This is a genomic window from Reyranella sp. (assembly GCF_965279465.1).
GTDB lineage: Bacteria > Pseudomonadota > Alphaproteobacteria > Reyranellales > Reyranellaceae > Reyranella.
This window is the reverse complement of the sequence record NZ_OZ257242.1, coordinates 1866120-1881013: the sequence shown is the minus strand read 5'-3', so window position 1 is coordinate 1881013 and position 14894 is coordinate 1866120. Positions and strand designations below refer to the sequence as shown.

14 protein-coding genes are annotated in these 14894 nt (G+C 66.3%); 10 read left to right on the top strand and 4 right to left on the bottom strand.

Going from position 1 to position 14894, the window contains the following annotated elements; all coding sequences use genetic code 11:
- The first annotated feature begins 4 nt into the window (after positions 1–4).
- On the top strand, positions 5–283 hold the full coding sequence (locus tag ACQY8M_RS09200) for a hypothetical protein (RefSeq protein ID WP_428671078.1): 279 nt from the start codon (positions 5–7) through the stop codon (positions 281–283).
- Positions 284–375: 92 nt separating this feature from the next.
- Here ACQY8M_RS09200 and ACQY8M_RS09195 read toward each other — a convergent pair whose 3' ends face one another.
- The 3 genes from ACQY8M_RS09195 to ACQY8M_RS09185 are packed head-to-tail and all read right to left on the bottom strand — an operon-like array spanning position 376 to position 2741.
- Positions 376–816 (bottom strand): potassium channel family protein, encoded by a 441-nt coding sequence (locus tag ACQY8M_RS09195; protein ID WP_428671076.1) that lies wholly within the window; start codon positions 814–816, stop codon positions 376–378.
- The gene (locus ACQY8M_RS09190) at positions 813–1943 is read right to left on the bottom strand and encodes a zinc-binding dehydrogenase (protein ID WP_428671074.1); all 1131 of its coding nucleotides are present in this window, start codon (positions 1941–1943) and stop codon (positions 813–815) included. The genes ACQY8M_RS09195 and ACQY8M_RS09190 overlap by 4 nt, the downstream gene beginning before the upstream one ends.
- 54 nt (positions 1944–1997) lie before the next feature.
- Complete coding sequence (locus ACQY8M_RS09185; protein ID WP_428671072.1) at positions 1998–2741, bottom strand: SDR family NAD(P)-dependent oxidoreductase; 744 nt, start codon at positions 2739–2741, stop codon at positions 1998–2000.
- A 74-nt stretch (positions 2742–2815) separates the two neighbouring features.
- Between ACQY8M_RS09185 and ACQY8M_RS09180 the strand changes: the two genes are divergently transcribed.
- From ACQY8M_RS09180 to ACQY8M_RS09155, 6 genes are all read left to right on the top strand, one after another.
- Positions 2816–6178, top strand: coding sequence for a DUF2126 domain-containing protein (locus ACQY8M_RS09180; RefSeq protein WP_428671070.1), 3363 nt, complete (start codon positions 2816–2818; stop codon positions 6176–6178).
- A 138-nt stretch (positions 6179–6316) separates the two neighbouring features.
- Complete coding sequence (locus ACQY8M_RS09175; RefSeq protein WP_428671068.1) at positions 6317–8830, top strand: circularly permuted type 2 ATP-grasp protein; 2514 nt, start codon at positions 6317–6319, stop codon at positions 8828–8830.
- Positions 8831–8834: 4 nt separating this feature from the next.
- Positions 8835–9713, top strand: coding sequence for a transglutaminase family protein (locus ACQY8M_RS09170; protein ID WP_428671066.1), 879 nt, complete (start codon positions 8835–8837; stop codon positions 9711–9713).
- Positions 9714–9752: 39 nt separating this feature from the next.
- Positions 9753–10058 (top strand): type II toxin-antitoxin system RelE/ParE family toxin, encoded by a 306-nt coding sequence (locus ACQY8M_RS09165; protein WP_428671064.1) that lies wholly within the window; start codon positions 9753–9755, stop codon positions 10056–10058.
- Positions 10055–10423, top strand: a complete 369-nt coding sequence (locus ACQY8M_RS09160) for an addiction module antidote protein (protein WP_428671062.1) — start codon at positions 10055–10057, stop codon at positions 10421–10423. Before ACQY8M_RS09165 ends, ACQY8M_RS09160 begins: the two co-directional genes overlap by 4 nt.
- 294 nt (positions 10424–10717) lie before the next feature.
- Positions 10718–10849: a type II toxin-antitoxin system HicA family toxin gene (locus tag ACQY8M_RS09155; RefSeq protein WP_428671060.1), complete on the top strand. Its 132-nt coding sequence runs from the start codon at positions 10718–10720 to the stop codon at positions 10847–10849.
- A 5-nt stretch (positions 10850–10854) separates the two neighbouring features.
- Here ACQY8M_RS09155 and ACQY8M_RS09150 read toward each other — a convergent pair whose 3' ends face one another.
- A complete protein-coding gene (locus ACQY8M_RS09150) occupies positions 10855–11715 on the bottom strand; it encodes an isocitrate lyase/PEP mutase family protein (protein WP_428671058.1) in 861 nt (286 codons plus the stop codon).
- Positions 11716–11864: 149 nt separating this feature from the next.
- On the opposite strand from ACQY8M_RS09150, the gene ACQY8M_RS09145 reads away from it, so the two are divergent.
- Genes ACQY8M_RS09145 through ACQY8M_RS09135 form a run of 3 tightly spaced genes read left to right on the top strand, consistent with a single transcriptional unit; the run spans position 11865 to position 14884 of the window.
- Positions 11865–13247 (top strand): MFS transporter, encoded by a 1383-nt coding sequence (locus ACQY8M_RS09145; RefSeq protein ID WP_428671056.1) that lies wholly within the window; start codon positions 11865–11867, stop codon positions 13245–13247.
- Positions 13248–13262: 15 nt separating this feature from the next.
- Entirely contained in the window at positions 13263–14471 is a 1209-nt protein-coding gene (locus ACQY8M_RS09140; protein WP_428671054.1) for an acyl-CoA dehydrogenase family protein, read from the top strand.
- A gap of 11 nt (positions 14472–14482) precedes the next feature.
- The gene (locus ACQY8M_RS09135) at positions 14483–14884 is read left to right on the top strand and encodes a VOC family protein (protein WP_428671052.1); all 402 of its coding nucleotides are present in this window, start codon (positions 14483–14485) and stop codon (positions 14882–14884) included.
- The last annotated feature ends 10 nt before the right edge of the window (positions 14885–14894 follow it).

Sequence of the window (14894 nt, the reverse complement as noted above, 5' to 3'; positions counted from 1 at the left end):
CATCATGATCGGTCGCATAACACTGGCGCTCGCCCTGGCGATCGCTGCTTCTGGCGCCCTCGCCCTGCCCGCAAGCGCCCGCTGGGACGGCGATGGCCGCTGGCACGAGGACAATCGCTGGCACAACAACAACAACAACCGAAACTATAACAACAACCGCACCTACGGTTACCAGTACCGGCCGCCGCCGGTGGTATATGCCACGCCGTACAACTACGGGTACCAGCCTCCGCCGGTTGTCTACTACAACAACACGCCGGGCTTCTCGATCCAGATAAGGTAGCTCGACCAAACCGGATCGAATACGGCGGGCTCAGGCCCGCCGTATTCTGTCGTATGGAGCCTGCTTCGCCGACGGTGCTACGCGAGATGGCATCACGAGCCCTCGAGCCAGTCGTGCTCCAAAGCACGCAGCCGGCCAATCACAGAAAACAGGAAGGCCGTCGACCATCCGAACAGCAGCAGACCGTTGGCACCCTCGATGGCGCCGAACAGCCGCCAGTGCCGGTCGAGCACGACATCGCCATAACCAATGGTCGTGAAGCTGGTGGTCGAAAAATAGAGCGCCGATTCGAAGTCCGCCAACGCCCCGACCGCCAGAAAGGCCCAGGCGTAGAGCCAGATCTCGGCGGTATGGATCGCCACCAGGCCGAGCACGACGAAAAGAATCGACAGACCCTGTCCCATCAGTTTTTCCCGCGGGGGAAGGCGATGGCCGTGCTCCCGCAGGAACCAGAGCAGCCCCAGCAATCCGAAGAAATGGACCGTGACGGTCAGCACCACCATGAAGGTGGCAGCAGCGAAGTTGGCGATCATCCGTGCGGGACGAGGATCTGGCGCACCGTGGCCACCTCCTGCAACCGGTCGAATCCCTCGTTCAGCTCGTTGAAGCCGATGCGGCTGGAGACCATGCGGTCGACCGGCAGCTTGCCCTGCTGGTAGAGCGCGATGAAGCGCGGGATGTCGCGCACCGGCACGCAGCTTCCCATGTAGGAGCCCTTGATCGTCTTCTCCTCGCTGACCAGCTGGCTCTGCCTGAAGGAGAAGTCGGCGGCGATCGGCGACAGGCCCGCCGTCACCGTCGTGCCGCCCCAGCGCGTCACGAGATAGGCCGTCTCCATCGCCTTGATGGTGCCGGCAAGATCGAAGGCATAGTCGACGCCGCCGTTGGTCAGGTCGCGCACCTGCGTCACGTGATCGGCGTCCTTTGCATTGACCGTATCGGTCGCGCCGAGCTGGCGGGCGAGGCCGAGCTTGTCGTCGGAGAGATCGATGGCAACGATGCGGCCGGCGCCGGCGAGCACCGCACCGAGAAGGCCGCTGAGGCCGACGCCGCCCAGGCCGACGATGGCGACCGTGCTGCCGGGCTGGATCTGCGCGGTGTTGACCACGGCGCCGACGCCGGTCACGACGGCGCAGCCGAACAGGGCGGCGAGGTCGAGCGGCAGCGACTGATCGATCACCACGACCGAGCCGCGATCGACCACGGCATATTCGGCGTAGCACGACACGCCCGACTGGTGGTTCACCGCCTTGCCGTCGTGATGCAGCCGGTGATGGCCCGAGAGAAGCTGTCCCGCCGCGCGCGGCGTGACCGAACGCTCGCAGATATAGGGCCGGCCTTCGAGGCAGCGCCGGCAGCGGCCGCACGAGACATTGAAGGTGAAGCAGACATGGTCGCCGACCTTGACGTCGTGCACGCCAGCGCCGACCTCGACGATCTCGCCCGAGCCTTCATGACCCAGCACGATCGGCACCGGCCGCGGCCGGTCGCCGTTGATCAGCGACAGGTCGGAGTGGCAGAGCCCGGCACCGCCGACCTTGACCAGCACCTCGCCCTCACCCGGCGGATCGAGCTCGACCTCGAGCACATGGATGGGCTTCGACTTGGCGAACGGACGCGGCGCACCGCACACGGTGAGCACTCCAGCTTTCATCTTCATCTCAATAATCCTCCCGCAACAGTCCCTGACCGTAGCCTCTCGCTTGGCCCGGCCTCAGGCAATTCCTCCGTCGACACGGACCAGCGAGGCCGTGGTGAAGCTCGATGCATTCGACGCCAGATAGAGCGCCGCTGTCACGATCTCTTCGGGCCGGCCGCTGCGCTTCAGCGCCGCCGTCGCGTTGAGCTTGTGCTCCTCGCTCCACGCCTTGCTCACGTCGGTGAGGAACCGGCCGGGCGAAATCGTGTTGACCCGCACCTTGGGTCCATATTCGAAGGCGAAGGCCTCGGTCAGGGCGTTGAGTGCCGCCTTGGCGCCGGCATAGGGCGCAATCGACGGGCGCGGCCGGAGTGCGCCGGCGCTGCTGATGTTGATGATCGAGCCTCCGTCGCCCGCCGCCATGCGGCTGCCGACCAGCGACATCAGGCGGAACGGAGCCTTGAAATTGAGCGACACGATGCGGTCGAAGAGCTGCTCCGACGTCTCCAGCGACGACGGGGCAAGCGGTGACGACCCGGCATTGTTGACCAGGATGTCGACCTTGCCGAAGGCGGCATAGGCAGCATCCGCCAGCCCTTCCAGCTCCTGCCAGTTGGCGACATTGCAGGCATAGGTCGACGCCCGCCGGCCCATCGCCCTCACCTCGGCCGCCACTTTTTCGCAGGCGTCGAGCTTGCGGCTGGTGATGAAGATATCGGCACCATGGGCGGCGAAGGCCTTCACCATCTGGTAACCGAGGCCCCGGCTGCCGCCGGTTACGAGGGCAACCTTGCCCGAAAGATCGAAGAGGTTGGTCATGGGATGAATCAAGACGTTTGACGCTGGCATGTCACTTGCTAAGTGTACTGGGGAGCGAAACAAATTGGGCCGTCATGAGCATCCACGTCGCGTTGCATCATCGAACGACCTACCTCTATGACCGGCCGGTGTCACTTGGGCCGCAGATCGTACGGTTGCGTCCTGCCCCCCATAGCCGCACGCCGATCCTGTCCTATGCGCTCAAGGTCGAGCCGAAGGACCATTTCATCAACTGGCAGCAGGATCCGCAGGGCAATCACCTTGCGCGGCTGGTGTTTCCGGAGAAGACGACCAAGTTCGAGGTGACAGTCGACCTCGTCGCCGACATGTCGGTGATCAACCCGTTCGACTTCTTCCTCGAACCGTCGGCCGAGGAATGGCCGTTCGCCTACGACCCCTCGCTCGCCGAGGAGATCGCGCCCTTCCGCAAGCTGGAACCGGCGGGGGCTCTCCTGACGGCCTGGCTGGCCAAGGTCGAGCGCAAGAAGCAGCGCACGATCGATTTCGTTGTCGGCCTCAATGCGCGCCTGCAGAGCGAGATCGGCTATATTGTGCGCCTCGAACCGGGCGTGCAGAGCTGCGAGCAGACGCTGGAGCTGGCCAAGGGCTCGTGCCGCGACACGGGCTGGCTACTGGTCACCATCCTGCGCCATCTCGGCTTCGCGGCGCGCTTCGCCTCGGGCTACCTGATTCAGCTCACGCCGGACGAGAAGCCGCTCGAAGGTCCCGAGGGCCCCACGCACGATTTCACCGACCTCCATGCCTGGTGCGAGGTCTATCTGCCGGGCGCCGGCTGGATCGGCCTCGACCCGACTTCCGGCCTGCTGACCGGCGAAGGCCACATCCCGCTCGCCTGCACGCCCGAACCGTCGAGCGCCGCGCCGATCGAGGGCGCGGTCGACGAGAGCGAAGTGGAGTTCTTCCACGAGATGTCGGTGAGCCGCGTGCGCGAGACGCCGCGCACCACCAAGCCCTATACCGAGGAACAGTGGGAGAAGCTGCTCGGCGTCGGCGAGGCGATCGAGCGCGACATCGCCAAGGCCGGGCTGAAGCTCACCATGGGCGGCGAGCCGACGTTCGTGTCGATCGACGACATGGACGGCGCGGAATGGAACACCCTGGCGCTCGGCCCGGACAAGCGGCGCCTGGCCGGCGTGCTGTTCCGCAAGCTGGCCGACCGCTTCTCCAAAGGGTCGCTGCTGCACTTCGGCCAGGGCAAATGGTATCCCGGTGAGCAGCTGCCACGCTGGGCGCTGGGCTGCTTCTGGCGCAAGGACGGCGAGGTCATCTGGCGCAATCCGGCGCTCACCGCACTCGAGTCCAAGCCGACCGGCGCCACCCCGGAAATCGCGCAGAAATTCGCGCAGGCGTTCGCCGAACGGCTGCAGCTCAGCCCCGGCTATCTGTTCGATGCCTACGAGGACACCTGGTATTATCTGTGGCGCGAGCGGCGGCTGCCGTCGAACGTCGAGGTCGACGGCAGCAAGGCACGCGATCCGATGGAGCGCGAACGCATCGCCCGCGTGTTCGAGAAGGGTCTCGAGACGCCGGTCGGCACGGTGCTGCCGGTGGCGCGCGAAGCCAACGGCCGCGGCCGGTGGCGCAGCGGGCCGTGGTTCCTGCGCACGGAGAAGTGCTACCTGATCCCCGGCGACTCGCCGATCGGCTATCGCCTGCCGCTCGATTCGCTGCCCTGGGCTGCGCCCGGTGACATGGACGTGGTGAGCGAACCCGATCCGATGATCAGCTACCCCGCGCTGCCGCCGCTCGACGCCTTCCGCCGCGCGCCCGTGCTACGCCGCCAGGCCGAGGCCATGCCGTCCGACACCACCGCAGGTGCCGACGGCGAGGCCGCACGCCGCGAAGCGTGGCGCCGCGCACTGGCGCCCGATTTGGGCCCCAAGCCTGGCGTCGGCGCCTCGGCCAGCGGCATCGTCCGCACCGCGATCTCGTTCGAGCCTCGCGACGGTCATCTCTATGTCTTCATGCCACCGACCGAGCGTACCGAGGACTATCTCGAGCTGGTCGCGGCCGTGGAGGACACGGCCCAGGAGCTCGGCCAGCCGGTGTTCCTCGAAGGCTATCCGCCGCCGGTTGGCGACGCGCGCCTCAACCACTTCAGCGTCACGCCCGATCCCGGCGTGATCGAGGTCAATATCCATCCGTCGGCCGGCTGGCGCGAGCTCGTCGACAAGACCGAGATCGTCTACGAAGAGGCGCGCACCACGCGGCTCGGCGCGCAGAAGTTCATGATCGACGGCCGCCATACCGGCACCGGCGGCGGCAATCACATCACCCTGGGCGGGCCGTCCGCACCGGAATCGCCGCTGCTGCAGCGGCCCGATCTGCTGAAGAGCCTGCTCGGCTACTGGCTCAACCACCCGTCGCTGTCGTACCTGTTCTCCGGCTTGTTCATCGGCCCGACCAGCCAGCATCCGCGCATCGACGAGGCACGCAACGACGCGCTGCACGAGCTGGAGATCGCCTTCCGGCAGATCGAGCCTGGCCGCCAGACGCCACCCTGGCTGGTCGACCGCATCTTCCGCAACCTGCTGGTCGATGCGACCGGCAACACGCACCGCACCGAATTCTGCATCGACAAGCTGTTTACGCCCGACGCTGCGTCCGGCCGGCGCGGCCTGCTCGAGATGCGCGCCTTCGAGATGCCGCCGCACTGGCGCATGAGCGTGGCGCAGCAGGCGGTGCTGCGCGGCATCGTCTCGACCTTCTGGCAGAGGCCCTACGAGAAAAGATTGAGCCGCTGGGGCACCCGGCTGCACGACGATTTCATGCTGCCGCATTTCGTCTGGCAGGATTTCTCCGACGTGCTCGACGACCTCAAGTCGGCCGGCTACCGCTTCCAGCCCGAATGGTTCGCGCCGCATTTCGAGTTCCGCTTCCCGCGAATCGGTGAAATCGCGCAGCGTGGCGTCGAGCTCGAGCTGCGCCACGCCCTGGAGCCCTGGCACGTGCTGGGCGAAGAACCCGGCGGCGGCGGCACCGTCCGCTATGTCGACAGCACGGTCGAGCGCCTGCAGGTCAGGGTCGAGGGGCTTAACGACGCGCGCCACATCATCGCCTGCAATGGTTGGCGCCTGCCGCTGCACGCCACCGGGAACGCGGGCGAATACGTCGCAGGGGTGCGCTACCGCGCCTGGGCGGCGGCGAACTCGCTGCATCCGACCATCGGCGTGCATGCGCCGCTCACCTTCGACATCCACGACACCTGGAGCGGCCGCTCGATCGGCGGCTGCACCTATCACGTCGCCCATCCCGGCGGCCGCAACTACGACCGCATGCCGGTCAACGCCAACGAGGCCGAGGCACGCCGCCGCGCCCGCTTCTTCCCGATCGGCTTCACCGGTGGACCGGCGCCCGAACCGAGGCAAATCGACAATCCCGAGCACCCGCTGACCCTCGATCTGCGGCGGGCTTGAGCACCTCGACGGCATCTTCTCTTCCTCCTCTCCCCCAATAGGGGGAGAGGGCGGGCGAGGGGGTTACGCACGTCGCCCCACCTTCTCCCGGCCTCTCCCCCTAGCGGGGGAGTGGAACATGAGGTCTAAAGGGACTGTATGGAGTCGTTGCGCGGCCTTTCTTCCTCGCCGGCGAGCGCTTACGACGAGCTGGTTACTGGCCAGAAGTCGATTCGCTACCACTGGCAGGGGATACTGAGCGTGATTCGAGCCCTGCCGGGCGGCGGATTGAGCGAACGTGTCGAAAGTGCGCGGCGCCAGCTCGAGGAATCGGGCGCCACCTTCAACCTGCTCGACGACCGCGGCAAGCCGTCCTGGACGTTCGATCCCCTGCCCTTCGTCATCACGCCCGACGAATGGCCGGCGCTTGAAGCGGGCCTGATCCAGCGCGCCAGGCTGCTCGACGCGATGCTGGGCGACCTCTACGGACCGCAGACTCTGCTCGCGGAGCGGCTGCTGCCGCCGATGCTGGTCCACGCCAACCGTCATTTCCTGCGCGCCTGCCGGGTCACCGACGGCAGGCCGCCGGTCCGCCACCTCGGCCAGTATGCCGTCGACCTGGTTCGTCTCAGCAACGGCCGCTGGCACGTGCTCGCCGACCACACCGAGATGCCATCGGGGGTGGGCTATGCGCTCGAGATCCGCCGCGTGCTGGCGCGCAGCCTGCCCGAGGCGTTCCGCTCGATCCCGGTGCGTCATCTGCGGCCGTTCGTCGACCGCTGGCACAATGCGCTCGAGGGCCTCGCACCGCCCGACGTCGCTCTGCCCAGCATGGCCGTGCTGACGCCCGGCTCGCTCTCGGCGACCTACTTCGAGCACGTCTATCTCGCGCGCGCGCTCGGCGTGCCGCTGGTCGAAGGCGGCGATCTGGTCGCGCGTGACGGCGAGGTCCTGATCAAGACCCTGGCCGGCCTTCGTCCGGTCCATATGCTGCTGCGGCGGCTCGACTCGGCATTCGCCGATCCGCTCGAGCTGCGGGCCGATTCCGCGCTCGGCGTCACCGGGCTCGTGGAAGCAACGCGCACCGGCAAGATCTCGCTCGCCAACGCGCTGGGCTCCGGCCTGGTCGAGACGCCGGCCGTGATGCCGTTCCTCGAACGGCTCTGCCAGCACGTGCTCGGGCAGCCACTGCAGCTTCCGTCGCTCGACGTGTGGTGGCTGGGCGAGCCGACCGCCTATGCCTTCGCGATGGCGCATCTCGATTCGATGATCGTGCGGCCCTGCCTCGGCCACGACCGCGAGCCGATCGTTGTCGGCATGCTCGAACCGCCCCAGCGCAAAGCGCTCGAGCAGCGGATCGCCGCCCAGCCGGGCCAGTTCGTGGCGCAGTATCCCGTCGCCCCCTCGCTCAACCCGAAATGGGATGGCAGAGCGCTGGTGCCCTCGGCTGTCGTGCTGCGTTGCTTCGTCGTAGCCGATGGCGATGGCTATCGCGTGCTGCCGGGAGGGCTGGCGCGCGAACCAGCCGGCGATACGGCGCTGCGGCAGCTTGGCCGCCTGAACGGCACGTTGAAGGACGTCTGGGTGCTGGCCGAGGATGCGTCCGACGTGCAGATCCCGACCAGCCGGCGCTTCCATCAGCTCGCCGTCGATCGCGGCAGCGCCGACCTGCAGAGCCGCGTCGCCGACAACCTCTACTGGCTCGGCCGCTACATCGAGCGGCTCGACAACGACGCGCGCCTGCTGCGCACCACCGCGACGCGCGTGACGCAGGGCGTGATCGGCGGACGCGAAAGCGTCGAGCTCCGGATGCTCGGCAAGCTGATCGATCGCGCCAACCTGATGCCCCCGTCGGCCGCGCTCGCCATGCCGGAGAGCGCGGTGTTCCAGCAGGGGCTGATGGCTGTGGCCTCGGAGAGGCGTGGCCTTGCCACCGTGTTCGACAATATCCGGCGCCTCGGGGGAACCCTGCGCGATCGCTTCTCCCCCGACATGACCGCCGCGGTCGGACCGGTGATGAGCGAAGTCCGAAACAGGCTTCTGAACGCGCGCGGCAACCTCGATCCGCTGCTGGCGGCGCTCGACGATATCGTGCGCTTCGTCGCCACGCTCTCCGGTCTCGCCCAGGAGAACATGACGCGCGGCACCGGCTGGCTTTTCCTCGATCTCGGCCGGCGCATCGAGCGCGGCCAGTTCGTGCTGGGCTCCGCGCTCGGCCCGTTCCAGCAATCGCCGATCGACTGGGACGCCGCCATGCGCATCGCACTCGAGCTGTGCGACAGCACCATCACCTACCGTACGCGCTATCTCGGCCAGCTTCAGCCCGCGCCGGTCCTCGACCTGGTGGTGCTCGATGACAGCAATCCTCGCGCCTTCGCCTTCCAGGTTCGATCGATCACAAATCATCTCGAGCGGCTGGGTCGGGCGTCCGGTACCAAGGTGCCGGATATCCTGGCCTCGCTCGACACTGACCTCGGCCGCGCCGTTCAGCTCTTCAGCGGCGAGGAGAAGTCGTGGCGGCACGAGGGGCTGGCGCTCGCCGTACTGCGCGAGATCGCCGCCGACGGCCAAGAGCGGCTGGAGGAACTTTCCGAGGCGATCACCCGCGCCTACTTCAGTCATGTCCCGATGGCGCAGGCCGTCGGCTCGATGCCATCCCTGGCGGCGAGCTGACGCGATGCATTACCTGCTGTCGCACCGCACGACCTACACCTACGCGAGCAGTGTCGACTCCGCACACCACATCGCACATCTGCGGGCCCGAGCGTTTCCCGGCCAGAAGGTCACCTCGATCGGTATCGTCACGCATCCGCAGCCGGCGCTCGCCGTGGAGCATGTCGACCATTTCGGCAACCTGATCGACATCTACCGTCTCGACCAGCCGCACCAGCGCTTCGACATCGAGGTGCGCGCGGACATCGAGGTGAAGTTTCCCGACCCGCCGCCGGAGAAGGAGACTCCGCCCTGGGAGGAGATCCGCAAGGCACTGGGCGGCGCGGGATTTCCCGCGCCGATCGAGGCCAGCGAATTCGTCCATGAATCGCCGCTGGTGCCGATCGAGGACGCCTTGCGCGCTTACGGCGCCGAATCCCTGACCCCCCGCCGGCCCATCCTCGAAGCGGCGCGCGACCTCACCACGCGCATCAAGAACGATTTCGACTACCATCCCGGCGCCACCGACATCTCGACCCCCTTGCACGAGGTGTTCGAGGGCAAGGCCGGCGTCTGCCAGGATTTTGCGCATGTCATGATCGCGGCGCTCCGAGCCCACGGTCTCGCGGCGGGTTACGTCTCGGGCTACATTCGCACCGTCAATTCGAAGGAAGAGGCCGCGCTGCGCGGCGCCGACGCCAGCCACGCCTGGGTTGCCGTGTGGTGTGGCGAAAAGGCGGGCTGGGTCCACCTCGACCCGACCAACGACCTCGTCGCCAGCCAGGATCACGTCGCCATCGCCTGGGGCCGCGACTTCTCCGACGTGAGCCCGTTGCGCGGCGTCATCCTCGGCGGCGGCCGGCACACCTACAGCGTGGCTGTGACGCTGGTGCCGACGGGGTGAGCTTGCCGAGCCGTATCCAAATGGATACATATGCGAACGATGAATGTCTTCATCCGTTCGTCCGATTTCGATCGATGGCTGCAAGCGCTGAAGGACGATAGGGGCAAGGCACGCATCTCGGCGCGCCTGCGCAGCGCGATATTCGGAAATTTCGGCGACTGTCGGCCGGTCGGTGAGGGCGTGTCGGAGATGCGCATCCATGTCGGACCGGGATACAGGGTCTACTTCGTGCGGCGGGGAGCAACTGTCTATGTACTGCTCGGGGGCGGCGACAAGTCCACCCAAAAGCAGGACATCGCTCGAGCGCTTCGTCTGGCGCGCGATCTGAAGGAGAGTGGAGAATGAAAGTCACCTACGCACCGTTTGATGCCGCAGACTATCTCGACAACGATGCGGTGATAGCGGAATACCTGACGGCAGCTGCCGAGGATCCCAATCCCGAGGTCTTCCTCCTTGCCCTCAGTGATGTCGCCAGGGCAAAGGGCATCGCGAAAATCGCAAAGAGTGCAGGTCTGGGCCGTGAAAGCCTTTACAAGGCCCTGAGCGCCGGAGCGCACCCGCGCTACGAGACAGTCAGCGCCGTGCTGCGCGCGCTTGGCGTAAAGCTGTCCATGGCCATCGAACCGCGTCGGCCCGCTCGCCGGAAATCCCCCGCCGCACGGGCTGTTGTGGGTCGTCCGAAGAAGCGCACGGCAAGTGCTCGCGGGTAAGAAGGCCTTCTTTCGCCACCCAGAAAGCCGTTCGTCCATTCGTACAATACGCCGATGCCGACGGGTGAGGACGGCTGGTACGTGGCAAGCGTGCCGACTTTGCCGGGCCGCCATACTCAAGCGCGGTCCCTCGACGAACTAATGGTCCGCATTCGCGAGGCTATCGAGGCCTGCCTCGAAGCCGGCGACACTCCGACCTCACCGGAATTTGTCGGCGTTCAGCGCGTGTCAATCGCGGCATGACACGTCTCCCGGCAGTTTCGGGCCGGGAATTGCGTCAAGGGAAGTCACCACTTGCTTCGCCATGCTGATGGACGGGTAACTGTCGTTCCCGTCCATGGAAGAGAAGAGATTGGCCCCGGTTTGCTGAGCAAGGTCCTGCGCGACTGCGACATCGACCGCAACGAGCTGATCGAAACTCTGTAGCACCCTCAGCCGCCCAGGAACTCCTTGGTCCATCCCGTGTAGTCAGCCTCGCGCGTGACCCGCCTCATCAGCTCGGCATCGGCGACCCCCTGCAGCTTGCCGGGCTGCACGCCGTCACGCAGCGCCTTCAGCGTCTCGTAAGTCGCCTTCACGGCGGCCGCGAAAGGCTGATGGCCCTGCAGCGCGATGCGCACACGGCGGGCAGCGAGGTAGTCCTTGTCGGTGAGCTCGCCCGCCACCCCGCCCATGATGAGCGGCAGGGTCGTCGCCGCCGAGATCGCGTCGAGCTCGGCGCGGGTCTTGATGCCGACGAAGAACAGCGCATCGACGCCGGCTGCCTCGTAGGCTTTGCCGCGTGCGATGGCATCGTCGATGCCGGTGATCTGGATCGCACTTGTGCGGCCCGCGATCGCGAGCAGTGGGTCCTGACGTCCGGCGAGAGCAGCCTTCATCTTGCCGACGCCCTCCGCGATGGTCGTGAGACGCGGCTTGGTCGTGCCGAACGGCGTCGGCAGCTCGGTGTCCTCGATGCTCATGCCGCCGATGCCCGCGGTCTCAAGCTCCTCGACCGTGCGCTTCACGTTCAGCGCATTGCCGTAACCGTGGTCGGCATCGACCATCAGCGGCAGCTTGCCGGCGCGGTTGATGCGGTAGGCCTGCTGCGCGAATTCGCTCAGGGTCAGCACGATCAGGTCGGGCGCGCCGAGCACCGTCAGCGAAGCGACAGAACCGGCGAACATGCCGAGCTCGAAGCCGAGATCCTCGGCGATGCGCGCAGAGATTGCGTCGTAGACCGATCCCGGATGAACGCAGCGATTGCCGTTCAGGACTTCGCGGAAGCGCGTGCGGCGGTCGGTCCAGTGCATAGCGAAATTCTCCGATGTTGCTCGCATTTCGACGAGCAAATCGAGCAGTCTTCCGCTCTCCCCGTCGAAGGCGTAGCGTTCTAACACTGGTGGCTCGAACGCGCGACGGGCCAGCCGGAAACAAGAATAAGCGCTTCGGGGGAAAAGCCATGTTCGAGGTACTAGACCGGCAGACTCGTCTGACCGGCAACCAGAAGAAGATTCTCGCCGCCGCGATCATCGGCGACGCACTGGAATTCTTCGACTACTTTCTGATCGGCTTCGTGCTCGCCTTCCTGATCGGGCCATGGAAGCTCACCTTCGGCCAGTCCGCCATCGTGCTGATGTCGTCGGGCGTCGGGGCCATCCTGGGCGCCTACATCTGGGGCTGGCTTGCCGACAAGGTCGGCCGCCGCAAGGTGTTCATCGGCACTGTGCTGAACTTTTCGATCGCCACCGGCCTGCTCTACTTCACGCCGGACAATGGCTGGATCTACCTCACCGTCATGCGCTTCTTCGTCGGCTTCGGCGTCGGCGGCCTCTATTGCGTCGATCTTCCTCTGGTGCAGGAATTCATGCCGAGCAGCAAGCGCGGCTGGGTCGGTGGTCTTGTAACCTGCGTGATCCCGCTCGGCGTGGGCATGGGAGCGGTGCTCGGCGCCTTCATGGGTCCGACCGAATGGCGCCTTCTCTTCCTGATCGGCCTGGCCCCATCGCTGCTGGTGCTGCTGGTCCGCCTCTGGGTGCCCGAATCGCCCTGGTGGCTGGTGCGCCAGGGCCGTTACGAGGAAGCCCGCAAGTCGCTTGCCTGGGCTCTGCAGGTCAGCCCCGGCAGCCTGCCGCTGCCCGACACGACGACCAACCCTCGCCCCGCAACACCATCGTTTTTCGAGCTGTTCAAGTATCCGCGCAGCTTGCTGGTCTCGTGGCTCGGCAATGCCGGCGCCCAGACCGGCTCCTACGGCATCAACCTGTGGGCGCCTTCGCTGTTCGTGCTGCTCCTGCATGTCACTCCGCAGGAAGCCTCCAAGATGTTCATCCTGCTGACGGTGACCGGCTTCATTGGCCGGCTCTCCTTCTCCTGGCTGTCGGACGCGATCGGACGCCGCCACGCAGGTGGGCTGCTGGGCTTCGGCGCCGGCATCCTCACGATCGTGGCAGGCTACAACTACGACGCCATGTGGTTCGGCGTTTCGGCCTTCTGGCTGATCCTGGCGGCGACAATGTTCTTCGCCGACGGCGGTTTCGCCATCGTCGGCCCGTACGCCGCGGAAGTCTGGCCGTCGCATTTGCGCACCACGGGCATGGGCTCGGCCTACGGCTTCGGCGGCATCGGCAAGATCATCGGCCCGGTCGGGCTCGCCCTCATCGTCGGCTCCGGCAACTACCTCAAGCCCGACGTTCCGTTGCCGCAGATCCCGACCGCCTTCCTCTATCTCGGATGCTGGTTCCTGATGGCCGGGTTGGTCTATTATTTCATCGGCATCGAGACCAAAGGGAAGTCGATCGACCAGATCGACAAGGAACTGCTTGCCGGCGCCGCCGCCCGCTGAACGAGGGAGGACACCTTGGACACGTTGATCATGACCGCCGCCGATCTTGCCGGCGATCCAGCCGTGATCGCGCGAGCCCAATCGGTCCGCCCGACCATCGAGGCGGCCGCAAGCATCATCGAGGAGACGCGGCGGCTGCCGACCGATCTCCTCGACCGGCTGCATGAGCAAAGGCTCTTCCGCCTGCTCATGCCGCGCTCCTCCAACGGTATCGAAACCGATCCGATCACCTTCTTCCACGTGATCGAAACCATCGCGAGCGCCGATGCCTCGACCGGCTGGTGCCTGAGCCAGGCCGGCGGCTGCGCCATGTCGGCGGCCTATCTCTCCTTGCCGGTGGCGCAGGAGATCTTCGGCGACGACCCGCGTGCGGTGCTGGCGTGGGGCCCCGGACCGAAGGTGAAAGCCGTCGAATGCGAGGGCGGCTACAAAGTCACCGGCGTATGGGCCTTCGCCTCGGGCGGCCGGCATGCCACCTGGCTCGGCGCGCACTGCCCGATCTTCCTGCCCGATGGCACGCGGAAGCTCGATGAGAACGGAAAACCGGCCGAGCGCACCATGCTGGTCCGCAGCGGCGACGTGCAGTGGACCGATATCTGGGACACGGTCGGCCTCCGCGGCACGGCGTCCGACCAGTTCGCTCTCACCGACCACTTCGTGCCCCACGACCATTCGATGTCGCGCGACTACTCCCAGCCGGAGAAGGAACGCCGCGAGTCCGGACCGCTCTATCGCATGTCGGCGATGACCTGCTACGAGACAGGCTTTGCCGGGGTGGCCCTCGGCACTGCCCGAGGGGCCTTGGACAGCTTCGTCGATATGGCCAGGACCAAGGTCGTGCGCGGCGGCAAGAGCCCGATCCGCGACAGCGCCGTCGTCCAGACCAACCTCGCCCAGGCCGAGATCGGCGTGCGGTCGGCGCGTGCCTATCTGCTGCAGTCGCTCGCCGGAATCTGGAAGCGGATATCGGCCGGCGAAGAGCTTGCCATGCAGGACCGTATCGTCATTCGCGGCGCCTCGACCAATGCCATCCACAAAGCGCGCGAAGCGGTCGATTTCGCCTACAATGCCGCCGGTGCGACGGCGATCTTCGGCGGCCATCCGCTGGAACGGCGCTTTCGCGACATCCATACCGTGACCCAGCAACTGCAGGGCCGGCTCAGCCATTTCGAGACCGTCGGCGCCTGGATGATGGGCGCCGAGACCGATCTAACGTGGGTCTAAGGGAGCAAACCATGCCGCTTGGCGTTCTGCAGCATTTCACGATCGAGCCATCCGACCTCGAAGCCACAAAGGACTTCTATTGCGACGTGCTGGGCCTCGAGAACGGCGACCGTCCGCCGCTCGGTTTCCCGGGCTACTGGCTCTATTCCGGCGGGATCCCGACGGTGCATCTGCTGGGAGAGCGCAAGCCGCGTGAGGGCATCGTCGTGCGCGGCAACGAGAAGAAGTTCGACGACACCGGCCGCTTCGACCATATCGCATTCGCCGCCACCGACATCGACGGCGTGCGCAAGCGTCTTCAGTCGAAGAACGTCAAGTTCCGCGAGCAGATCGTGCCGCGCACCGGCGCAGCGCAGATCTTCCTCTACGATCCCGACGGCGTCGGCGTGGAGCTGAACTTCCCGCCGGCGTAGCTTTCGTCCC

Bases quoted from the DNA above. Each gene is read 5' to 3' on its own strand.
- ACQY8M_RS09200 (WP_428671078.1), top strand. From the start codon at position 5: ATGATCGGTCGCATAACACTGGCGCTCGCCCTGGCGATCGCTGCTTCT.
- ACQY8M_RS09195 (WP_428671076.1), bottom strand. From the start codon at position 816: ATGATCGCCAACTTCGCTGCTGCCACCTTCATGGTGGTGCTGACCGTC.
- ACQY8M_RS09190 (WP_428671074.1), bottom strand. From the start codon at position 1,943: ATGAAGATGAAAGCTGGAGTGCTCACCGTGTGCGGTGCGCCGCGTCCG.
- ACQY8M_RS09185 (WP_428671072.1), bottom strand. From the start codon at position 2,741: ATGACCAACCTCTTCGATCTTTCGGGCAAGGTTGCCCTCGTAACCGGC.
- ACQY8M_RS09180 (WP_428671070.1), top strand. From the start codon at position 2,816: ATGAGCATCCACGTCGCGTTGCATCATCGAACGACCTACCTCTATGAC.
- ACQY8M_RS09175 (WP_428671068.1), top strand. From the start codon at position 6,317: ATGGAGTCGTTGCGCGGCCTTTCTTCCTCGCCGGCGAGCGCTTACGAC.
- ACQY8M_RS09170 (WP_428671066.1), top strand. From the start codon at position 8,835: ATGCATTACCTGCTGTCGCACCGCACGACCTACACCTACGCGAGCAGT.
- ACQY8M_RS09165 (WP_428671064.1), top strand. From the start codon at position 9,753: ATGAATGTCTTCATCCGTTCGTCCGATTTCGATCGATGGCTGCAAGCG.
- ACQY8M_RS09160 (WP_428671062.1), top strand. From the start codon at position 10,055: ATGAAAGTCACCTACGCACCGTTTGATGCCGCAGACTATCTCGACAAC.
- ACQY8M_RS09150 (WP_428671058.1), bottom strand. From the start codon at position 11,715: ATGCACTGGACCGACCGCCGCACGCGCTTCCGCGAAGTCCTGAACGGC.
- ACQY8M_RS09145 (WP_428671056.1), top strand. From the start codon at position 11,865: ATGTTCGAGGTACTAGACCGGCAGACTCGTCTGACCGGCAACCAGAAG.
- ACQY8M_RS09135 (WP_428671052.1), top strand. From the start codon at position 14,483: ATGCCGCTTGGCGTTCTGCAGCATTTCACGATCGAGCCATCCGACCTC.